The organism is Streptococcus bouchesdurhonensis, assembly GCF_948472335.1.
In genome coordinates, this window is the sequence record NZ_CAOKTW010000004.1 from 180,645 (window position 1) to 199,130 (window position 18,486).

Below are 18,486 nucleotides of genomic sequence, written 5' to 3' on the forward strand. Positions count from 1 at the left end.
CACGCGATGGCTTCCAGAGTACAAAGTTTTTTATTAGACAAGGTTTAGTCTTCCTTATCTTGATTTTCAGCTCCTTTAACTGCTTTTTTAAATTCAGATAGCATTTTACCGATTGACTCGCCTAGTTCAGGCAATCGTTTTGGTCCAAATATCAAGAGAGCTCCTAAAACGATGATAATCAATCCTGGTGCTCCAATATCACGTAAGATTCCCATTCCTCTCTCCTTTCTGCTTGCGTTTCATAATGTGTTTGCTAATAGCAATACTTAATTCATAGAGTAATATCAAGGGGGCAGTCATTGCCAAATCGCTGACAAAGTCAGCTGGTGTTAAGATGACTGCGAGTACCAATAAGATAAAATAGGCATATCGGCGATAAGCAGTCAATAATTCTGGTCCAATGAGTCCAATCGACGTCAAAAAGGCAATGATAACTGGCAATTCAAAAATCAGAGCCAAAGGCAAGGTCGTTTGAAAAACAAAAGACAGATAATTTTGGGCGGTTAACTGCGTTTCAAATAGACCTTCTCCTAGCCCTAATAAAACCTGAAGTAAGGTAGGTGTTACAAAGTAAAAACCAAAAGCCAGTCCAACTAGAAAACAAAGGAAACTAGCTGGAATATAGGCAAAAATCGCTCTAGCTTCTTCCTTCTTTAAACCGGGTTTGATGAAAGACCAAATATGATACACCGTGTAAGGCAAGGTGATGGTAAAGGCCATCAGACTAGCCAAACGTATGTATATCCATAAAATATCATTGGGTCCTAAAACAATCAACTTTTGCTGAAAAGATTGGGTCACATACTGGTAAATCTGGTCTGCAAAAAGTAGGGAGACACAGAATACCAAAAAGAAACAAATGACCACAGCCAATAATCTCTTTCTAAATTCTACCAGATGTTCCACGATTGTCAATTCTTTTCTGTCCATCTATTTTTCACCCTGTCTAAAAGTGACAATCAAGACAATAATAACAAAGACTAGCTGGCTAACCAAGCCTTCCCAACTTGTATAAATTCCAAGCAAATCGATCGTTGGAAAGCCTGTCACTAAGTGATTTGGTGCCATATTGGTCAACTGAAGAGCATGGATACTAACCCCCAGCATCTTGAAGGCTAGGGCATAAATCATCCAAGTCAGGATAAAGAAGACCTTATGTGGCAGGAAGAATTGACTGGCCTTGTTCATCACAAGGGCAATAATTACCAGAACCAGCAAGGCAAGTGAAATTCCCAAGACAAATTCAAAACTGGAAATTCTTGGTAAAATCCCAACATAAAAGAGAATGGTTTCTGCTCCCTCACGGAAAACAGCTAGAAAACTGAGGGCAAACATGGAAATAAAGGAGCCTGTCTTGGTCACTGTTTCCATTTGTGACTCCATAAAGGTATTCCATTTTTTGACCGAGGATTTGCTGTGGAGCCAGATTCCAATCAAAATCATCATAGCTACCGCAAAAATCCCCACTGCTCCTTCGATGATTTCACGATTGGAGCCTGATGTTACTACTGGAAAGGAAATTTGCAGGATGAAGGCAATAAGGAGACTGGCCATGATTCCAGTGATAGCACCACCATAAACCCACTTGAGCCCTTTTCGCATCTTGGCTGCTTTCAAGGTCGTCACCAAGGCCATGACGATTAAGAGGGCCTCTACTCCTTCTCTTAGAAGAATCAGCATAGCATCAAAGGCATTGTAACGTGCGCTAGTATCAATTTGTGATAAATCTGCAATCAGTTTTTCTAATTTTTCTTGGTATTCCTTCTCACCTCCCTTGACCATAATCACAGGGCTTTCACTTTCCACTCGAGTATAGAGGGAAGGATTGGTCGTGCTAACAGAACCTTCAATCGTTGGCCAGATAGTAATAAATTCCTTCATACTGGCTGCTCCTGATGCTTGGTCACCAGCTTGGAATTGTTCCAAAGCCTTTGTCAAAAGGGCAATACCGTCTTTAAGACTCAAATCAGAAGATGTTGCTACGACTGCTTTTCCAGCTACAAAATCATCAATAGCCTTTTTTAAGTCCTCAAAGGAAGTCTGGATGGAGTTAAAATCTGTAGGTTCAGTTTCCATGCTACTACGCAGGAAGGAAATAGCTGTTTCAACACGGCCATAATGGGCTGTACTATTGTCACGAACCACACTTTCATTGATAGTCCAAGTGGAATTCATTTTCTTAAAAGCTTCTCGGATCTTTTCCAAATCTTTGGAGGCAATGGCCTGCTCTAAGGCTTCAAAACGAGGACTTAGACGGTTTACCAATTTTTCCTTTTCCGCATCTAGGTCAACAGGATTTTGTTCTTTTTCAAAAGCTAATAGGGCTGCAGAAATTTCGGTGAGTTTGTCTTCAGTAATCTCGCCTGATTGAGCTAACTTTTCCTTAACAACCTTACCAGCCTCAGAATTGCTGCCTTCTACTCTTTCAAAGTCTGTTGCCATCTCCTGAACGAGATTCTGGGCCTCAGACTGATTCCCATTTTTGACCGCTTTAGAAGCATCTGTGATTTTTACAAAGTAAGAACTCAAGCTTTCTTGGGCACCTACTGGGGAAAGAATAAAAAATGACAAAGCTAAAACTAGTAACCAGCTTTTAGCCTTCCAATAATTTCTGACCAATGTAGCCTCCTTTCTCCACACCACCAAAGCAAGCAAAAAGTCCACTACCGATGTGAGTGATGTATTCATTCATCTTATCTGTAGCACCTAGATTAGTTTGAACCTTAACAAAATTATCAGGATCCTTCTGGAAAGAAATGAAGAGCAAGCCCGTATCAAACTGACCAGTCTTTTCATCAATTCCATCAGAGTAAGAATAAGAACGGCGCAAAAGGGGTTTGTCCACTTCCTTAGCCAAACGGACATGTGAATCATCTGGCAAAAGACTCAAATCCACTTCATCAAACTCATTTTTCTTACCAAAGGGGGCACCACTTTCCTTATAACGGCCAAATGTATTTTCTTGTTCTTCGAGACTAGTGCGATCCCAAGTCTCTAAAAACATCTGAATCCGACGAACTGCCATATAAGAACCATTTTCCATCCAGTCCTTACTATCAGCCCAGATGACGCGGTCAAAATCTTTCTCCTTGGTTGGATTTGCTGTTCCATCCTTAAAACCAAAGAGGTTACGCGGAGTCTCCATTCGATCTCCAATAGCTGCAAATCCAGACTGACTCCAACGAAGGGTCACTGCATTTCTCCCCTTACGGATGAGATTGCGAATAGCGTGAAATGCAACTTGCTCATCATCTGCACAAGCCTGAATGACAATATCTCCACCAGTATATTTTTCACGCAATTGCTCTTTAGGAAAAGGCGGTAAATCTCTGAACACTTGAGGACGCTTGTTTTCCAAGTTCATCTTTTTCAAGAAACTTGCAGACACACCAAAAGTCAGCGTCAAACGATGCGGATTCAGCCCGACTGTTTCACCAGTATCGCTCGGAGGCAAGAGAGTATTCTGGCCATCTTTTTTTACCAGTTCCCCCTCAACCAACTTGGCACTATAATCCGTCCAATCCTTGAATAGCTGGATAATCTTATCTCTATCCGTCGTATGGGTCCAAGACAACAAAATAGATATTCTTTTGCATGGGCGTACTAATCCCAGCTTGATGCTTGCCATAAAAAGCAATTTTTTCATTTCCGTACGAGATTTTTTCCTGACTTCCTAGATTAGGTGCGAAAAAAGCAGAAGCACCAGAGAGTCCTAGCGCTAAACCAGCCCCTCCAATCCCTGCTTTTTTTAGAAATTCTCGACGGTCCATTTTCTTTTCAAAAACTTTTCGTCTTTTTCAGTCATGACTCTTATTCTCCACTAAGAAATTTACCCATTTGTGATAGAGGTTCACCAAGTTTTGTCACAGCTTCTGACAATTCTTTGGTATCTTCTTTTGTCAAATCAGTATAGAGTTTGTAGTGTTCCTTGTCGGTCATTTGTTTGTCCAGCAAACTATTAACTGACTTGAAATCTGCTTCCAATTCTTTAACTAGGTTAGCATCTGATTTTTCAAGTAAAGGTTTAAAAAGTTGGAAAATCTTCTCAGCTCCCTCGATATTTGCACGGAAATCATAAGTCTGTATGAGAATAAATTTCCTCTTCACCCGTAATCTTGCTTGTCGCTACTTCGTTAAGCAAGTCGACTGCCCCAGTCAACATGACCTTGTAGTCCACATCCACAGTTGCAATCTTGGCTTTCAATTCCTTGATATCATTGACCAACTGATCGCCATAACTTTCAGTTCCTTTAGTTGTATTGTCTTCCCAAAGGATACGCTCAATACGGTGGAAACCTGACCATCCCTCTTCTGTCTTGTTTTCGTCCATGTAGTCTGCCAAACGGAAGTCAATCTTGACATCTGACTCACCAAAACTCTCGGCAATCGGTTCTGAACGCTCATAAGACATACGAATCAGTGGATAGACCTTCTTAGCTTCTTCTAACTTACCTTCTTTCAACAGTTTGACAAAGCCTTCTGTATCTGTCAACAGTTTATCGATTTGGTCTTGCACAAAAGTCTTATAGTCAGCAGTAGCCTTATCAAGCATTTTTTGCTTGTCTTCAGACAAGGCTGTCACCTTGGACGAATCACTCGTATTGCTTGGCTTAGATTGGTTATTAGCACAAGCTGTCAATAGCAAGGCTGAAGATAAAAGGACAAAACCTAGTTTTTTCATTGTATACTCCTATCAGTTCAGGAAACCTGAATTCATTTTACGTTTCATTATACCATGTTTTCACTCATTTTTCAATAAATTTTCAGACAATTTAATGTTATGTTTTCTCAATCTACCAGACTTAATACGACTTTGTAACTTGTAATCTTGTAAACGATACATGGTCGGAACATAAAAGAAATCACCACTTTTATGTAACTTAATCGCAACTTAATCGCAACAAGAACATTATTATCAAATCTTTTTACATATTCAAAACTGGCGTCTTTCTCTCGTGGATTGATGCCGACGAAATCTGGGTTCCTTAGTATGAGTTCCAGGTCTTCAATATGATGAATCACATCATTGTGATGGCCTTTTATCATATGGCTTCTCAAACCGTCTTTGTTGACCTTTATGTCGCTCGCTTCAAGAACAATATCAAAAATTTCTTTTACTTCATCGGTAATCTGACCGATTTTTTCATGATCCATAATTTCCTCCGTTATTCCACAACTATTATATCACAATCATAGTGTATATCAGGATATATCAAACTCTATTATTCGTTAGATACTCACTTTTAACTTTTCCCTTTTCCTCAAAATAATAGTATAATAGAGGTAGAATTTAGAATCGAGGTACACCTATGGCTGTAAAATTTACAAAACGAGACGACTTGGACAAGATGTTTGAAGAGTTTGCTAAACTCCCAGATTTGAAACAAGTCACTTTCCCTGATGACAAAAGAAAAAAGCCAAAGCAGAAAAGAAAAACTAGATGACTGCTTTTCAACAACTCCCATCTAGTGTACTTCAGACTGGGGCTATTTTCCTCTCCATTATCATTGAAGCCCTCCCTTTCGTTCTGATAGGAAGCATTGTCTCAGGGCTGATTGAGGTTTATATCACACCTGACAAGGTTTATCATTTTCTCCCTCGAAATCGTTGGGGAAGAATCTTTTTTGGCACCTTCGTTGGAATACTTTTCCCCTCTTGTGAATGTGGAATCGTCCCGATTATCAATCGTTTTCTGGAAAAGAAGGTTCCCAGTTACACGGCCGTTCCCTTTCTTGTGACAGCACCTGTTATCAATCCCATTGTTCTTTTTGCGACCTATTCTGCCTTTGGCAACTCCTTCCATGTCGCCCTATTACGAGCTCTGGGTTCCATTCTTGTGGCTGTAATACTAGGAATTTTTCTAGGATTTTTCTGGCAAGAACCGATTCAGAAAGAAAATCGTCTGACTTGTCATGAGCATGATTTTTCTTACTTGAGTTCTGCAAAAAAAGTTTTTCAGGTCTTTGTGCAGGCCATTGATGAATTTTTTGATACGGGGCGTTATTTGGTATTTGGCTGCCTCTTTGCTTCTATAATACAGGTCTACGTTCCGACTCGGATTCTGACCTCTATCAGTGCGACCCCTCTTTTTGCCATCCTGCTCTTGATGATTTTATCCTTTCTTCTTTCGCTCTGTAGTGAGGCGGATGCCTTTATAGGTGCTTCTCTTCTCTCGAGTTTCGGTTTGGCTCCAGTTCTGGCCTTTCTCGTCATTGGCCCAATGCTGGATATCAAAAATATTCTCATGATGAAAAATTACTTGAAAGCACGATTTATTAGTCACTTCATTACGATTGTGACTCTGGTCGTTTTAGCCTATTCTCTCTTGATTGGAGTCATCCTATGATTCGATTTTTAGTTTTAGCTGGCTATTTTGAACTGACTATTTACCTCCATCTGTCGGGCAAACTAAACCAGTACATCAACATGCACTATTCCTATCTGGCCTATATCTCCATGGTGCTTTCCTTTATCTTGGCAATTGTTCAATTGTATATCTGGATGAAGCAAATCAAAACCCACAGTCATCTGAACAGCCGATTGGCCAAGATGACGAGTATTTCTCTTCTGGCTATTCCACTTGTCATCGGCTTAACTTTCCCAACTGTTAGCTTGGATTCTCAGACCGTTTCTGCTAAAGGTTATCATTTCCCCCTATCGGAAGGAACGGATCTAGCCATTCAGACAAGTGAAGGGACGACAAGCCAATATTTGAAACCAGACACCAGTTCTTATTTTTCAAAATCAGCCTATGAAAAGGAAATGCGAACGGCGGCGGATAAATACTTGTCCCAGGATAGCATTCAAATCACTAATGAAAACTATATGGAGGTCATGGAGGCTATCTACGACTATCCAGATGAGTTTGAGGGCAAGACAATCCAGTTTACAGGCTTTGTCTATAACGACCCCAGTCATGCCAATAGTCAATTTCTGTTCCGATTCGGCATTATCCACTGTATCGCAGATTCTGGTGTCTATGGATTGCTGACCAAGGGAAATACCCAAGCAGTATGAAAACAACACTTGGATTACGGCCAAAGGAAAACTGCTCAATCACTACCATAAAGAACTCAAACAAAATCTCCCAACCTTGGAAATCGACAGCTTTACAAAAGTCGATAAACCAGAAAATCCCTATGTTTATCGAGCTTTTTAAGAAAATCAAGATAAAAACGAACAAGTTCTCTTCTGAATGACAGAAAAGAGCCTGTTCGTTTTTTTTGTTATATGAGAATTAGTGACTTGTAGATTTTCATCTTATACCATTTCAAGCCATACAAGCAACTCAGTGAGAATAAGAGAGCCACTCATTAATCATACTAGCGATTTTTTTGGGTGCTTCAGTATAAAGCTCATGGCCAACGTTTTCTAGAAAAATAGTATCAAAATAATCTGGTAATTCTTTTAGTGTTTCCTCTCTCCATGTAGCTTCATTAGGATAGCGAGGACTAATAAACAAGGTATCTCCCACTTCTCTCTTAAAAGCTTGTATTTTTCTCCGTAAGCGGAGTATCGCTTCTATATTTTCATAATTTATAGCCAACTCATATCTATTATACTCAGAATTCCAGTGATAGGACTGCCTTACGGCTTTCTCCATATTTTCTGACCAATGCTTTGCTTCAGATTTTTCTTTAGAAATAAGAAGAGCTAAGTCCGAAACGATTTGAGATTTGATATAATTTTTAGTTTCCTCTAACTCTGTATCTAAAGGTAAAATCTTATCTAAATCTAGATAGCCACCATCCAAAAGAATCAGTTTCTTCACTTCTTGAAATTCCGATGCGAGATAACGAGCCAAATCTCCTCCAAGAGAATGGCCTATCAGACAGATAGATTCTTCCTCTTCTATCGATTTTTTAAACCATGATTTCAATTCTGTTTCATCTCGAAGATGCTTTTCATAAGGATTTAGAAAATAGACCTGCGAATCTAGTTCTTGAAGAAGATCCTTGCTATGATAGACATTGCTTCCCAAACCGCCAATAAAATACATTTTCATTCTCTACTTAATACTATGCTTATTCATCTTTTGTTCAAAGATAGTTGTGATAATCTGACGTAATTCTTCTCGTTCTTTTTCTGGAATCTCACCACTTGTTTGAGCTGCAGCGTAGAGTTCAGGGTGTTCGATTGAAATGCGTTAATCATACGTGTCGTAGCATGTTTTCTGACGAAAAATGGGATTCGCTTAATCAAGTCTTGTGGGACAAGCGCAAGAATCTTCTCAGCAGTTTCCTTGTCACTAATCTTAGACGTCGTCAGCCCATTCTTTATCATTTCCTGTTCTTTTTCTGTAAAATCTTTTAATTCCATCTGATTAGTCCTCCTATTTTCTCTAAGTTAAATTATATAGCAATCTGGATAAAACTACAAATGGACTATCTGGAAATAGGTGCAATACTGTAAAGACGAGTCTGTTCTTTAATTATAAATCTTCCTCCTCAGTCACTTCCCATACTTCTGATTGATAGCCATTCCCATCAATATCGTATCTTTGGATATAGCCAATAAATGTTTCATTTTTTCGTGGTTTCTGGCTATTAACGATTGAAATAACCCACCAACTCATCAAAAATAGAAATAAAAGTCCTAGGATTACTGTCATATCATACCACCATTAAAGTTTAACCCACTTATCATTATCCATGATAAAAGGCTGAGCCAGTCCCTCGCCTGTATAATCCGCATACTTGGTGCCTAAATACTTGTAACAATCTTCCTTGCTGGCAAATTTAATCGCTTGGTAGGGCTCTTCGAAAGTCAATTTCTCTACAAATAAGAAACCGTCATCAGTAGGTACTAAGACTCCAACGTGGCCTACAAACAGATACTCACCATCCAGATTGTCGTGCAAGACTACAGATAGCATTCGAGCTTTGTCGTTGAATTGAAATTGGGAGAAGAATGTTTCCATCTTTTCAGCGTGAACCTTGACATCCGTCGTTGCCTCAGTTGGAACTCTCGAAAATAGAATATCAAACTCTTCCTTATCTTGTGAATCAAAGACCTTCCCCTTATCAATCGCATCGTTATCTAGGAAAAGCAATTGATCATTCTTATCAAGTTTTGGAATGGTGACTGAATTTTTCAAAAGACAATAACTATTGATACGGCAGTTGGTCCCAACAAAATCACCCTTCTTTGATTCCAGAGATGACTGATTTTTTCAACATCGTATTCTGTGTGAGTAAAGGAAGTGAAATCTCCTGATAAGCCAGTTGAGCCGACAATGGTATTGTAATCATTAACGAGATTAAAAAAGGCATCAACACTATTTGGATCCAAGTGAGCTGATAAGAGAGATTTGACCTCTTCTGTACTTACCTGATTGTTTAGGTTGGTGTATGAAGCTTTCCATGGAACTTTCGTTGAACTACTTTGCCTTTGACTCGTCCCATTCGAAGTTGTAGCATCTTGCTGACAAGCTGCCAAGCCTAAAAACAAAGCTGAACAGATTCCTAATATGGCTAATTTTCTTGATTTCTTCATCTTTTTCTCCTAAATGTCTTGGATTAAAGTTTCTTTAACTACTGCTTTACAGATATTGATTACTTTCTCATTTAATATGTTCATCGTCTTTCCCTCCGATTTGTTTTTTTGTTATTTCCTTAAGCTTGATTTAATTATAATAGGCGTTTCGTGCTCTGTCAACAATTTTTTTACGAAAACACAACAAAGTTTTCATTTTCGTGGATTTCGTGTTATGCTTTACTTATAAAAACAGAAAGCGATTTCATTCGTGGATAAAGAAGAGATTGCAATTGTTACATGCGAAAAATAAAACAATATAGACTAGTAATGGTTGGACTCAATAAGAATTGAGTACCAAGATTGGTATAAGTAAAAACACCCTTGGAAACTATGAAAAAAGGGTTAGGTCTACTAAGAAAAATACTATATTTGACTTAGTTAAAGTATTCAGTAGCTTGATTGATGTCCTCTTTCCTCCAGTTCAAAAGGATTCTCCTAGCGATATCCAATCTATCTACGACCAACGGGCATCACCCAGACAAGGTAAAGTACTGACCTATGCCGAGAGGCAACTGTATGAGAAGAAAAACGATGATAAACGAAGTATCGCAAAAATCATCAAACTGGACGACTACAGACAGACTACTTACTCTCGTGTTAGGTAGTTTATCTCTGCAGGTAGCCGCTCGATGCAGGACGACAATTTAGATATGGAGTTTCCATTCTATGAGGATGAAATCCCAGACGACTACGACGCAATCGCTTATGTCGTCAGCAAGTCCATGGAGCCAAAGATAAGAAACGGCAACTACCTATTTATCAAGAATCCCCCACAGATTGACTATAATACCATCGGCATCTTCCAAGTAGACGGTGCTAACTATGTCAAGAAACTCCGCCAAGGCTACCTCAAAAAACTCAATCCCGAATACCCCGACATCCACCTAGACGAAAGCACCCATATTCGTACCATCGGGAAAGTTGTCAGGCTGTATAGGGAGAATTAAAAAAGGGGGAGAATGGCGATATAAAACAAACAGATTTTAAAAGATTCGAAAAACTTTGAAAAAGTTCATTCTACATTTCAAAAAAAGAATAAGTGACCTAAAGCAGATTATATTTTGTTAAACAATAGTGATATGTAAATTTAGAGAAAGGCATTTAAGATCACTTTTCAAAAGGCAAATACTAAACTAACGAAACCGATAAACCAGCTCCTTAGTTCCCATATTTTCAGGCACACACTCCTTAGTACACTAGCTGAGAAGAATATCCCATTAAAAGCTATAATGGTTAGAGTGGGACACAAAGACGCTAAAACAATAAATAACATCTACACTCACGTAAGTAAAATAATGGAGCAAGCTGCTTTGGAGGTTTTAAATACCATATCATTAAATCGAAAATATATCAGATCGAATCTAGACAAGTAGATTGCGATTGCTAAAACATTTGTAGAAATTCATTTGACTTTTCTAATCAATTTGTGCATATCTTATTTCATACTCAATGAAAATCAAAGAGCAAACTAGGAAGCTAGCCGCAGGTTGCTCAAAGCGCTGCTTTGAGGTTGTAGATAGAACTGACGAAGTCAGCTCAAAACATGGTTTTGAGGTTGTAGATGAAACTGACGAAGTCAGTAACCATACCTACGGTAAGGCGACGCTGACGTGGTTTGAAGAGATTTTCGAGTATTACCTTCAAGAAGCTCCATTGATGCCCCACCACCGCGTCACAAATACCTACACTGACACAAAAAGGTGACATAGCCACCTTTTTGGGCTCTATAATATTTGTAGTGGGTAAATCCCCTATGGATATCATTAATAAGGATACATACAAGGAAATCATCGCCAAACTGGACTACGACGCCCCATCTTGCCCTGAGTGCGGAAGTCAAATGAAGAAATATGACTTTCAAAAACCGTCGAAAATTCCTTACCTCGAAACGACTGGTATGCCTACTAGAATTCTCCTTAGAAAGCGTCGATTCAAGTGCTATCACTGTTCAAAAATGATGGTCGCTGAAACTTCTATCGTCAAGAAAAATCACCAAATTCCTCGTATTATCAACCAAAAAATTGCGCAAAAGTTGATTGAAAAGACTTCTATGACCGATATTGCTCATCAGCTGGCCATTTCAACTTCAACTGTCATTCGAAAGCTCAATGACTTCCACTTTGAGTGTAATTTTAAACATCTGCCTGAGATTATGTCTTGGGACGTTGAAACAGTCCAGGGAGTGACTGTTTCAATCGGGAGATGGAGATGAGTTTCATTGCGCAAGATTTTGATAAGCTCAATATCATCACTGTTCTTGAAGGTAGAACATAAGCCGTCATTCGAGATCACTTTCTTAAATATGATAGGGTCGTCCGATGTCGAGTGAAAATTATTACTATGGATATGTTTAGTCCTTATTATGACTTAGCTAAACAGATTCGCTTTCAAATTTCTAGGCTCAGGCTGAAACAGTCTCCCAGACTGTTTCACTCCCGAATGCTAAAATCGTTCTAGATCGCTTTCATATTGTACAACATCTTAGCCGTGCTATGAGTCGTGTGCGTGTCCAAATCATGAACCAATTCGATAGAAAATCTCATGAATACAAGGCTATCAAGCGCTACTGGAAGCTCATTCAACAGGATAGTCGTAAATTGAGTGATAAACGTTTTTATCGCCCTACTTTTCGTATTCACTTGACCAATAAAGAGATTCTTGACAAGCTTTTGAGCTATTCAGAAGACTTGAAACACCACTATAATCTCTATCGGCTCTTACTTTTTCACTTCCAGAATAAAGAGCCTGACAAATTTTTCGGACTCATTGAGGACAATCTAAAGCAGGTTCATCCTCTTTTTCAGACTGTTTTTAAAACCTTCCTCAAGGATAAAGAAAAGATTGTCAACGCCCTTCAACTACACTATTCTAACGCCAAACTGGAAGCGACCAATAATCTCATCAAACTTATCAAGCGCAATGCCTTTGGTTTTCGAAACTTTGAAAACTTCAAAAAACGGATTTTTATCGTTCTGAATATCAAAAAAGAAAGGACAAAATTTGTCCTTTCTCGAGCTTAGCTGACTTCAACCCACTACAGTTGACAAAGAGCCCAAAAAAGCCTATCACACAAGCTCTAAAGCTGGATATGATAGGTTTTTATATTTTTCTTAACGTACTGTGCGGATACGCATTGTATTTGTACGAACAGCTTCTCCTACTGGTACACCAGCAACGATAACGATATCATCGCCTGACTCAACGAGACCTGCTTCTACCGCTTTACGTTCAGCGATTTCGAACATATCGTCAGTTGAAGATGGAGCATCTGTCAACATTGGGATAACACCCCAGTTCAACATCAATCCACGTTCTGTCAATTCATCAAATGTCAATGCTAAGATGTCAGCATTTGGACGGTATTTAGAAATCAAACGTGCAGTATGACCTGTCTTAGTAAGAGTTACAACCAATTTGATATCCATTGAGTTAGTAGCATCTTTAACAGCTGAAGCCATTACTTCTGTCTTAGAGTTACGTTCAAATGAATCTGAATCCAAACGTCCGTATTCATTAAGAAGAGTTTGAGCGTTCTTGTCTATTGTAGCCATTGTAGTTACTGACTCGAGTGGGTATTTACCGTTTGCAGACTCGCCTGACAGCATTGTAGCGTCAGTTCCGTCGATAACAGCGTTGAATACGTCTGATACTTCTGAACGAGTTGCACGTGGTTTTTCAGTCATTGTTTCAAGCATGTTTGTTGCAGTGATAACAACTTTACCTGCAGCATTGACTTTCTTGATAATCATTTTTTGGTAAACTGGAACCATTTCGAATGGTACTTCGATACCCATATCACCACGAGCGATCATGATACCATCAGCTGCTTCGATGATTTCATCCAAGTTATCGATACCTTGTTGATTTTCGATTTTAGCGAACAATTGAACATGCCCGTTTCCAGTTTCTTCACAGATTGCACGAACTTCGTTCACGTCTTTTGCAGTACGTACGAATGAAATCGCAATAAAGTTGATACCTTGTTCAAGACCAAAGCGGATATCGTCGTTATCACGTTCAGCAAGGGCTGGGAAAGGAATTTTAGTGTTAGGAATATTCACACCTTTTTGTTTAGCGATGATACCATCGTTTTCAACTTCCACTTCAAATTCACGAGTTGCGTCATCTTTAGCAACCACACGAAGACCAAGTTTACCGTCGTCAACCAACACTTGACGACCAACTTCAACATCATCATAGATATCCAGAGCACCAGCAACGTTCAATGCAATCACTTCACGAGTTGATTTGATTCCTTGTTTAGTTGCAACACGGATTTTCTCACCAGTTTTGTATGAATACTCTTTAGCTTCACCTTCGAACAATTCTGTACGGATTTCTGGTCCTTTTGTATCAAGAAGGAAACCAACTTTTTTACCTGCAAGTTTTTCAGCAAGTTTAACAGTTGCCATACGCTCACCTTGTTCTTGGTGGTCACCGTGTGAGAAGTTGAAACGGAATGTGTTAGCACCAGCTTCAATCAATTGAGCAATGTTTTTAGCTGAAGCTTCAACATCAAGTTTTTCACCCCAGTATCCGTCCTCACCGAATTTTTTACCACCACGGATTTCTACCGCAGGACCCAAAGTTGCAACGATTTTTACACGTTTGTTCATGATTTTTGTGACTCCTTTATAGATATGACCTTTTTGGTCTTATTAACTAAATTGTAAATTATGACAAGCTCTTATTCAAGCTAGATAGCTCAATATCGGCTTTGTGTGGGTTGTTAACTACAATCTTACCTTCTGCAGTAAGGCTAAACAATGCTCCTTCTTCTGCCGTTCCAAGAATTGGGTTTTCAACCATTTTCTCGTTACGGATACCAACCGCAACACCACCAATACCTTCTTTAAGAAGTTTAACAGCATGGGCACCCATACGTGACGCCAATACACGGTCACGCGCAGTTGGAGAACCACCACGTTGAATATGTCCAAGTTCTGTCACACGAAGGTCGCTTGTATCTCCAGCTTCTTTAAGTTTTTGACCAAATTCAGCTGCTGACATCACACCTTCAGCTAAGACGATGATATTGTGTTTTTTACCACACTCATAACCACATTTAATGCTTTCTACGATGTCTTCAATCTTGAATCCTTCCTCAGGAATGATGATTTCATCTGCACCAGTTGCAATACCAGCCCAAAGAGCGATATCACCAGCGTTACGTCCCATAACTTCAATAACAAAAGTACGACGGTGACTTGATGATGTATCACGAATCTTATCAATAGCATCCATAGCAGTTGTAACCGCTGTGTCAAAACCGATTGTAAAGTCAGTACCAACGATATCGTTATCGATTGTACCTGGAAGACCGATAGCAGGGAAACCATGCTCAGTCAAACGCATAGCGCCGTGGTAAGAACCGTCTCCACCGATAACAACTACACCTTCAATGCCGTGTTTTTTCAATTGCTCAATCCCTTTTAGTTGCCCTTCAAGTTGAGCGAACTCTGGGTAACGAGCTGAGTGAAGGAAAGTACCACCACGAGAAATGATGTCTCCTACTGAAGCTGCATCTAGGGGATGAATTTCATAAGCAACCATACCAGCATATCCGTCATAGATACCAAACACTTCCATTCCTTCTGAAATTGCTTGACGAACAACTGCACGGATAGCAGCGTTCATACCAGGGGCGTCTCCACCACTAGTCAAAACAGCAATACGTTTCATATTGGTTTATGCTCCTTTTTCTTTTAACAGTCTTCTTGATTATACCACATTTGATTTTAAAATTCTTCTATTTTCCGTATTTTTAGCGATAAATCGTTTTCATAACGATTTCATTCAATTTCTCCTCTAATTCATCAGATTTAACTACAAAATAATGGGGAGAAACGATGGTTTTCTGTTCCTCCTCATACCGGATGATGACTGGGATTGAGCCTTTAAATTGTTCTAAAATACGTGAAATTTCTTGATCCGATTCATGATTTTTCACCTGTATCCAAAAGCGTTCAGCAACTGCTTCTCTTATTTCTTGTGCAATCATTTGCAGACGGCCATCACGTGATTGTATTTTTCCTTTTATATAGTAGAAGGCTCCCTCTTTTATTTCCTGTCCAACCTGACGATATAAGTCTGAAAAGAGAGTGACGTCCAATTTTTTCTTACTATCATCTACCTGTAAGAAGGCCATATTTTCACCCTTTTTGGTACGAATCACTTTTATTTTCTGAACTTCAACCAAAATAATAGCATAGCTATTTTCTGACAAATTTCCGATTGGGGTAATTGGGTAAATAGCTTTACTTGCGATAGTTTGTAGTGGATGTTTGCTGACACCTATCCCTAAAAGCTCTTGTTCCATATAGAATTTTTCTTGTTCCGTCCAATCCTCCGATTCCTGCCAACTATAAATAGTATCTCCAAATAAACTTCCCAACTCTTTCACAAATTCAAATAGATTGGCTAAGTTATTAAATACTTTTTGACGATTTTTTTCAAATAAATCAAAAAGACCAACTTTTACCAAAGGTTCTAGCAGAGGTAGTTTCAGATAATTCTCAGGTAATTTAGCTATAAAATCTTCAATGTTAGAATAGGGTCTATTTTCAATAATCCAGAGAGCTAAATCATTACTGACTCCCTTAATCGATTTCAATCCTAGATAGATGGACTTGTTGGCAATTTTATCGTGATAGGGAATGGTGTTGATGGACAGAGGAGCCACTTCAAAGCCTGCTTCAAGTGCATCTATTAAGTAATCACTGTTGGCAGAATTCAACATGACCTGATAAAAAATGGCTGGATAATGCGTTTTGAAATAAGCCAACTGGAAGGCCAAAGCTGAGTAAGCATAGGCATGTGACCTGTTAAAACCATAACCTGCAAACTTCTCCATGACATCAAAGACCTGCTCTGCTTTTTCCACAGTATGACCAGCTTCTAAGGAGCCTTGAATAAAGGAAGCTCTCATCTCATGCATGGCAGAAGCATCCTTTTTCCCCATAGCTCGACGCAAAATATCGGCCTTCCCAAGACTAAATCCAGCAAACCGCTGAGCTACCTGCATAACCTGCTCCTGATAGAGCATGATACCATAGGTTGGAGCCAAAATATCCTCCAGTACTGGATCCAGAACAGTCACTTCTTCCTGCCCATGTTTTCTTGCCACAAAATTATTGATATAATCACTAGCACCTGGTCTATTTAGAGAAGTAGTCGCTACGACATCTTCAAAACAGACTGGTTGCACACGCTTAAGCAGACGAATGGCACCAGGTTGTTCAAATTGAAAGATACCTTTTGTATTGCCAGAAGCAAATAAAGCTAACGTTTCTTTGTCTTCCAAATCAATCTCGTTGATAACTATCTTAACACCTTCTGTTTCTGCAAGTAATTCTTGCATCTTCTGGACAAAGGTCAAATTTCGTAGTCCCAGAAAATCCATCTTCAAAAGACCGCTAGCCTCAACTCCATGAGCATCATACTGAGTCAGTGGAATTTCATCACCATGCTTTAGAGGAATGTAATTGGTCAAATCTTGGTCGCTAATCACAACACCAGCTGCATGGACAGAGGTTTGTCTTGGATAGCCCTCAATCTTGCAGGCAATTTCAAAGGCTTTTTGGTATTCTAACTTACTATTAATTTGCTGACGAAACTGGAGATTGCCCTCATAGGCTGACTTGAGATTATCACGGAAACTGATTTTCTTGGTAATTGCGGATAATTCATACTCTGGAACACCAAAGCGTTTCAAGACATCACGCAGAGCTTGCTTGGCACCAAAGGTAGAAAAAGTAACGATTTGTGCCGCATGTTTACTGCCATATTTATTACCAACATATCTGATAAAATCTGGACGATAAATATCTGGGATATCAATATCAATATCAGGCATGGTATAGCGTTCACGATTGAGAAAGCGTTCAAAAATCAGATTTTTCTCTACTGGGTCAATCCCTGTAATATCTAAGGCATAAGAAACCAAGCTACCAACTGCAGAACCCCTTCCCATTCCCATATAGTAGCCATTCAGTCGTCCAAAACGCAACAAATCCCAAACAACCAAGAAATAATCATCAAATCCCATATCATGAATAACAGCCAATTCTTGGTCTAGACGGTCTTGATATTCTTTACTAGTCAATCCCTTCTGAGCAAGCCCAAGCTCAGCGCGTTCTCTCAACTCTTCTACTGCTGGTCTAGCTGGGTTAAAACGAGGCAGTTTCAGACTCGTATCCAAGTCGTAAGAAATGCCTGAAATCAGCTTTTCTAAATTGTCTAAGGCTTGCGGAAATCGTTCTAGGAATAATTTCTCTAAAGAACTTGCTGATATAAGGACATCTTGTCGTGAGCGCAAGGGAACTTCTCTAAGCGGTAGGTTTTCTTTAATCGCTGTTAAAACTTGAAGAACTTCTCTATCCCTGCTTTCAAAAGCATTGACCCGATAGAGGGGCAAGATTGGATGATAAAATTCGCTTGCTGGTGTTTGGATAAACCCCTATATAGTAATCACAGCCTAGTTCTAACGACTCCAGTCCATCAAAATAAGGCACAATTACCGCAATATCATTTAAGTACTGAGATAAAACCGACCAATTTTTCTCCCCCTGCATCTTGGCTGTCGAAAGCTTCATCAACTGCTGATAGCCCACACTAGATAAAGCTAAAAAGCGCAGATTCACTTCCTGAGCATCCACAAACACAGTCATTTCAAGCCCTAATAAAGGATGAATGCCATATTTTTTTGTAACCTCTAGAAAGTCAAAAGCACCATAAAGATTGTCAATATCCATTATAGCCAGATGAGTGTAGCCGAATTCTTTAGCTGCTCTCACATACTTTTCAATCGAAATGACGCTTTCCATAAAACTATAGACTGTTTTTGTATCTAGTTGTGCGATCAATTTACACTTCTCCTCTATCCTTCTCACTATATTATACCATTTTCACCTATAAAAGGCTTCTCTTGAGAAAAATTTCATCAGCTTA

General features: G+C 39.2%; 14 protein-coding genes and 7 pseudogenes. 7 read left to right on the top strand and 14 right to left on the bottom strand.

Annotated elements, in window-relative coordinates; translation table 11 throughout:
* Nucleotides 1-44: 44 nt before the first annotated feature.
* The 7 genes and pseudogenes from tatA to QMQ21_RS08475 form a co-directional block, all read right to left on the bottom strand.
* Complete coding sequence (tatA, locus tag QMQ21_RS08445) at nucleotides 45-215, bottom strand: twin-arginine translocase TatA/TatE family subunit (RefSeq protein ID WP_000512107.1); 171 nt, start codon at nucleotides 213-215, stop codon at nucleotides 45-47.
* Nucleotides 199-930 (bottom strand): twin-arginine translocase subunit TatC, encoded by a 732-nt coding sequence (gene tatC, locus QMQ21_RS08450; RefSeq protein ID WP_261814248.1) that lies wholly within the window; start codon nucleotides 928-930, stop codon nucleotides 199-201. The genes tatA and tatC overlap by 17 nt, the downstream gene beginning before the upstream one ends.
* Nucleotides 931-2,619, bottom strand: a complete 1,689-nt coding sequence (locus QMQ21_RS08455) for an FTR1 family protein (protein ID WP_261814249.1) — start codon at nucleotides 2,617-2,619, stop codon at nucleotides 931-933. It abuts the gene before it with no gap.
* Nucleotides 2,594-3,646, bottom strand: a complete 1,053-nt coding sequence (gene efeB, locus QMQ21_RS08460; RefSeq protein ID WP_345774403.1) for an iron uptake transporter deferrochelatase/peroxidase subunit — start codon at nucleotides 3,644-3,646, stop codon at nucleotides 2,594-2,596. Before efeB ends, QMQ21_RS08455 begins: the two co-directional genes overlap by 26 nt.
* Nucleotides 3,549-3,770: a twin-arginine translocation signal domain-containing protein gene (locus tag QMQ21_RS08465; protein ID WP_261814251.1), complete on the bottom strand. Its 222-nt coding sequence runs from the start codon at nucleotides 3,768-3,770 to the stop codon at nucleotides 3,549-3,551. Before QMQ21_RS08465 ends, efeB begins: the two co-directional genes overlap by 98 nt.
* Before the next feature lie 40 nt (nucleotides 3,771-3,810).
* A pseudogene (gene efeO, locus QMQ21_RS08470) lies at nucleotides 3,811-4,681 on the bottom strand (iron uptake system protein EfeO).
* A 107-nt stretch (nucleotides 4,682-4,788) separates the two neighbouring features.
* Nucleotides 4,789-5,154 (bottom strand): PBECR3 domain-containing polyvalent protein, encoded by a 366-nt coding sequence (locus tag QMQ21_RS08475; RefSeq protein WP_023933601.1) that lies wholly within the window; start codon nucleotides 5,152-5,154, stop codon nucleotides 4,789-4,791.
* A gap of 155 nt (nucleotides 5,155-5,309) precedes the next feature.
* On the opposite strand from QMQ21_RS08475, the gene QMQ21_RS08480 reads away from it, so the two are divergent.
* The 3 genes and pseudogenes from QMQ21_RS08480 to QMQ21_RS08490 all read left to right on the top strand — a co-directional run bounded on the left by QMQ21_RS08480 (nucleotide 5,310) and on the right by QMQ21_RS08490 (nucleotide 7,159).
* Entirely contained in the window at nucleotides 5,310-5,444 is a 135-nt protein-coding gene (locus QMQ21_RS08480) for an SPJ_0845 family protein (RefSeq protein WP_261814254.1), read from the top strand.
* Complete coding sequence (locus QMQ21_RS08485) at nucleotides 5,441-6,346, top strand: permease (protein WP_000123618.1); 906 nt, start codon at nucleotides 5,441-5,443, stop codon at nucleotides 6,344-6,346. The genes QMQ21_RS08480 and QMQ21_RS08485 overlap by 4 nt, the downstream gene beginning before the upstream one ends.
* Nucleotides 6,343-7,159 (top strand): annotated as a pseudogene (locus QMQ21_RS08490) (TIGR03943 family putative permease subunit). Before QMQ21_RS08485 ends, QMQ21_RS08490 begins: the two are co-directional and overlap by 4 nt.
* 129 nt (nucleotides 7,160-7,288) lie before the next feature.
* Here the strand turns inward: QMQ21_RS08490 and QMQ21_RS08495 are convergent.
* The 4 genes and pseudogenes from QMQ21_RS08495 to QMQ21_RS08510 form a co-directional block, all read right to left on the bottom strand.
* Complete coding sequence (locus QMQ21_RS08495) at nucleotides 7,289-8,005, bottom strand: alpha/beta fold hydrolase (RefSeq protein ID WP_023936133.1); 717 nt, start codon at nucleotides 8,003-8,005, stop codon at nucleotides 7,289-7,291.
* Between the two features lie 3 nt (nucleotides 8,006-8,008).
* Nucleotides 8,009-8,319, bottom strand: a pseudogene (locus tag QMQ21_RS08500) (hypothetical protein).
* 112 nt (nucleotides 8,320-8,431) lie between these two features.
* Complete coding sequence (locus tag QMQ21_RS08505) at nucleotides 8,432-8,611, bottom strand: hypothetical protein (RefSeq protein WP_000216060.1); 180 nt, start codon at nucleotides 8,609-8,611, stop codon at nucleotides 8,432-8,434.
* A gap of 12 nt (nucleotides 8,612-8,623) precedes the next feature.
* A pseudogene (locus QMQ21_RS08510) lies at nucleotides 8,624-9,495 on the bottom strand (DUF4300 family protein).
* Nucleotides 9,496-10,091: 596 nt separating this feature from the next.
* Here QMQ21_RS08510 and QMQ21_RS19300 point away from each other — a divergent pair.
* From QMQ21_RS19300 to QMQ21_RS08530, 4 genes and pseudogenes are all read left to right on the top strand, one after another.
* Nucleotides 10,092-10,484, top strand: a pseudogene (locus QMQ21_RS19300) (S24 family peptidase); the annotation flags it as partial.
* Between the two features lie 159 nt (nucleotides 10,485-10,643).
* Nucleotides 10,644-10,910 carry a tyrosine-type recombinase/integrase gene (locus QMQ21_RS08520; RefSeq protein WP_080674642.1) on the top strand — a complete coding sequence of 89 codons (267 nt, stop codon included), beginning with the start codon at nucleotides 10,644-10,646 and terminating at the stop codon, nucleotides 10,908-10,910.
* A gap of 76 nt (nucleotides 10,911-10,986) precedes the next feature.
* Nucleotides 10,987-11,241: a hypothetical protein gene (locus QMQ21_RS08525; RefSeq protein ID WP_261814258.1), complete on the top strand. Its 255-nt coding sequence runs from the start codon at nucleotides 10,987-10,989 to the stop codon at nucleotides 11,239-11,241.
* A gap of 49 nt (nucleotides 11,242-11,290) precedes the next feature.
* Nucleotides 11,291-12,557: pseudogene (locus tag QMQ21_RS08530) on the top strand (transposase).
* 90 nt (nucleotides 12,558-12,647) lie between these two features.
* Here QMQ21_RS08530 and pyk read toward each other — a convergent pair.
* The 3 genes and pseudogenes from pyk to QMQ21_RS08545 all read right to left on the bottom strand — a co-directional run bounded on the left by pyk (nucleotide 12,648) and on the right by QMQ21_RS08545 (nucleotide 18,401).
* Entirely contained in the window at nucleotides 12,648-14,153 is a 1,506-nt protein-coding gene (gene pyk, locus QMQ21_RS08535) for a pyruvate kinase (protein ID WP_001042822.1), read from the bottom strand.
* A gap of 58 nt (nucleotides 14,154-14,211) precedes the next feature.
* A complete protein-coding gene (gene pfkA, locus QMQ21_RS08540; RefSeq protein ID WP_261814259.1) occupies nucleotides 14,212-15,219 on the bottom strand; it encodes a 6-phosphofructokinase in 1,008 nt (335 codons plus the stop codon).
* A gap of 82 nt (nucleotides 15,220-15,301) precedes the next feature.
* Nucleotides 15,302-18,401 (bottom strand): annotated as a pseudogene (locus QMQ21_RS08545) (DNA polymerase III subunit alpha).
* Nucleotides 18,402-18,486 lie beyond the last annotated feature (85 nt).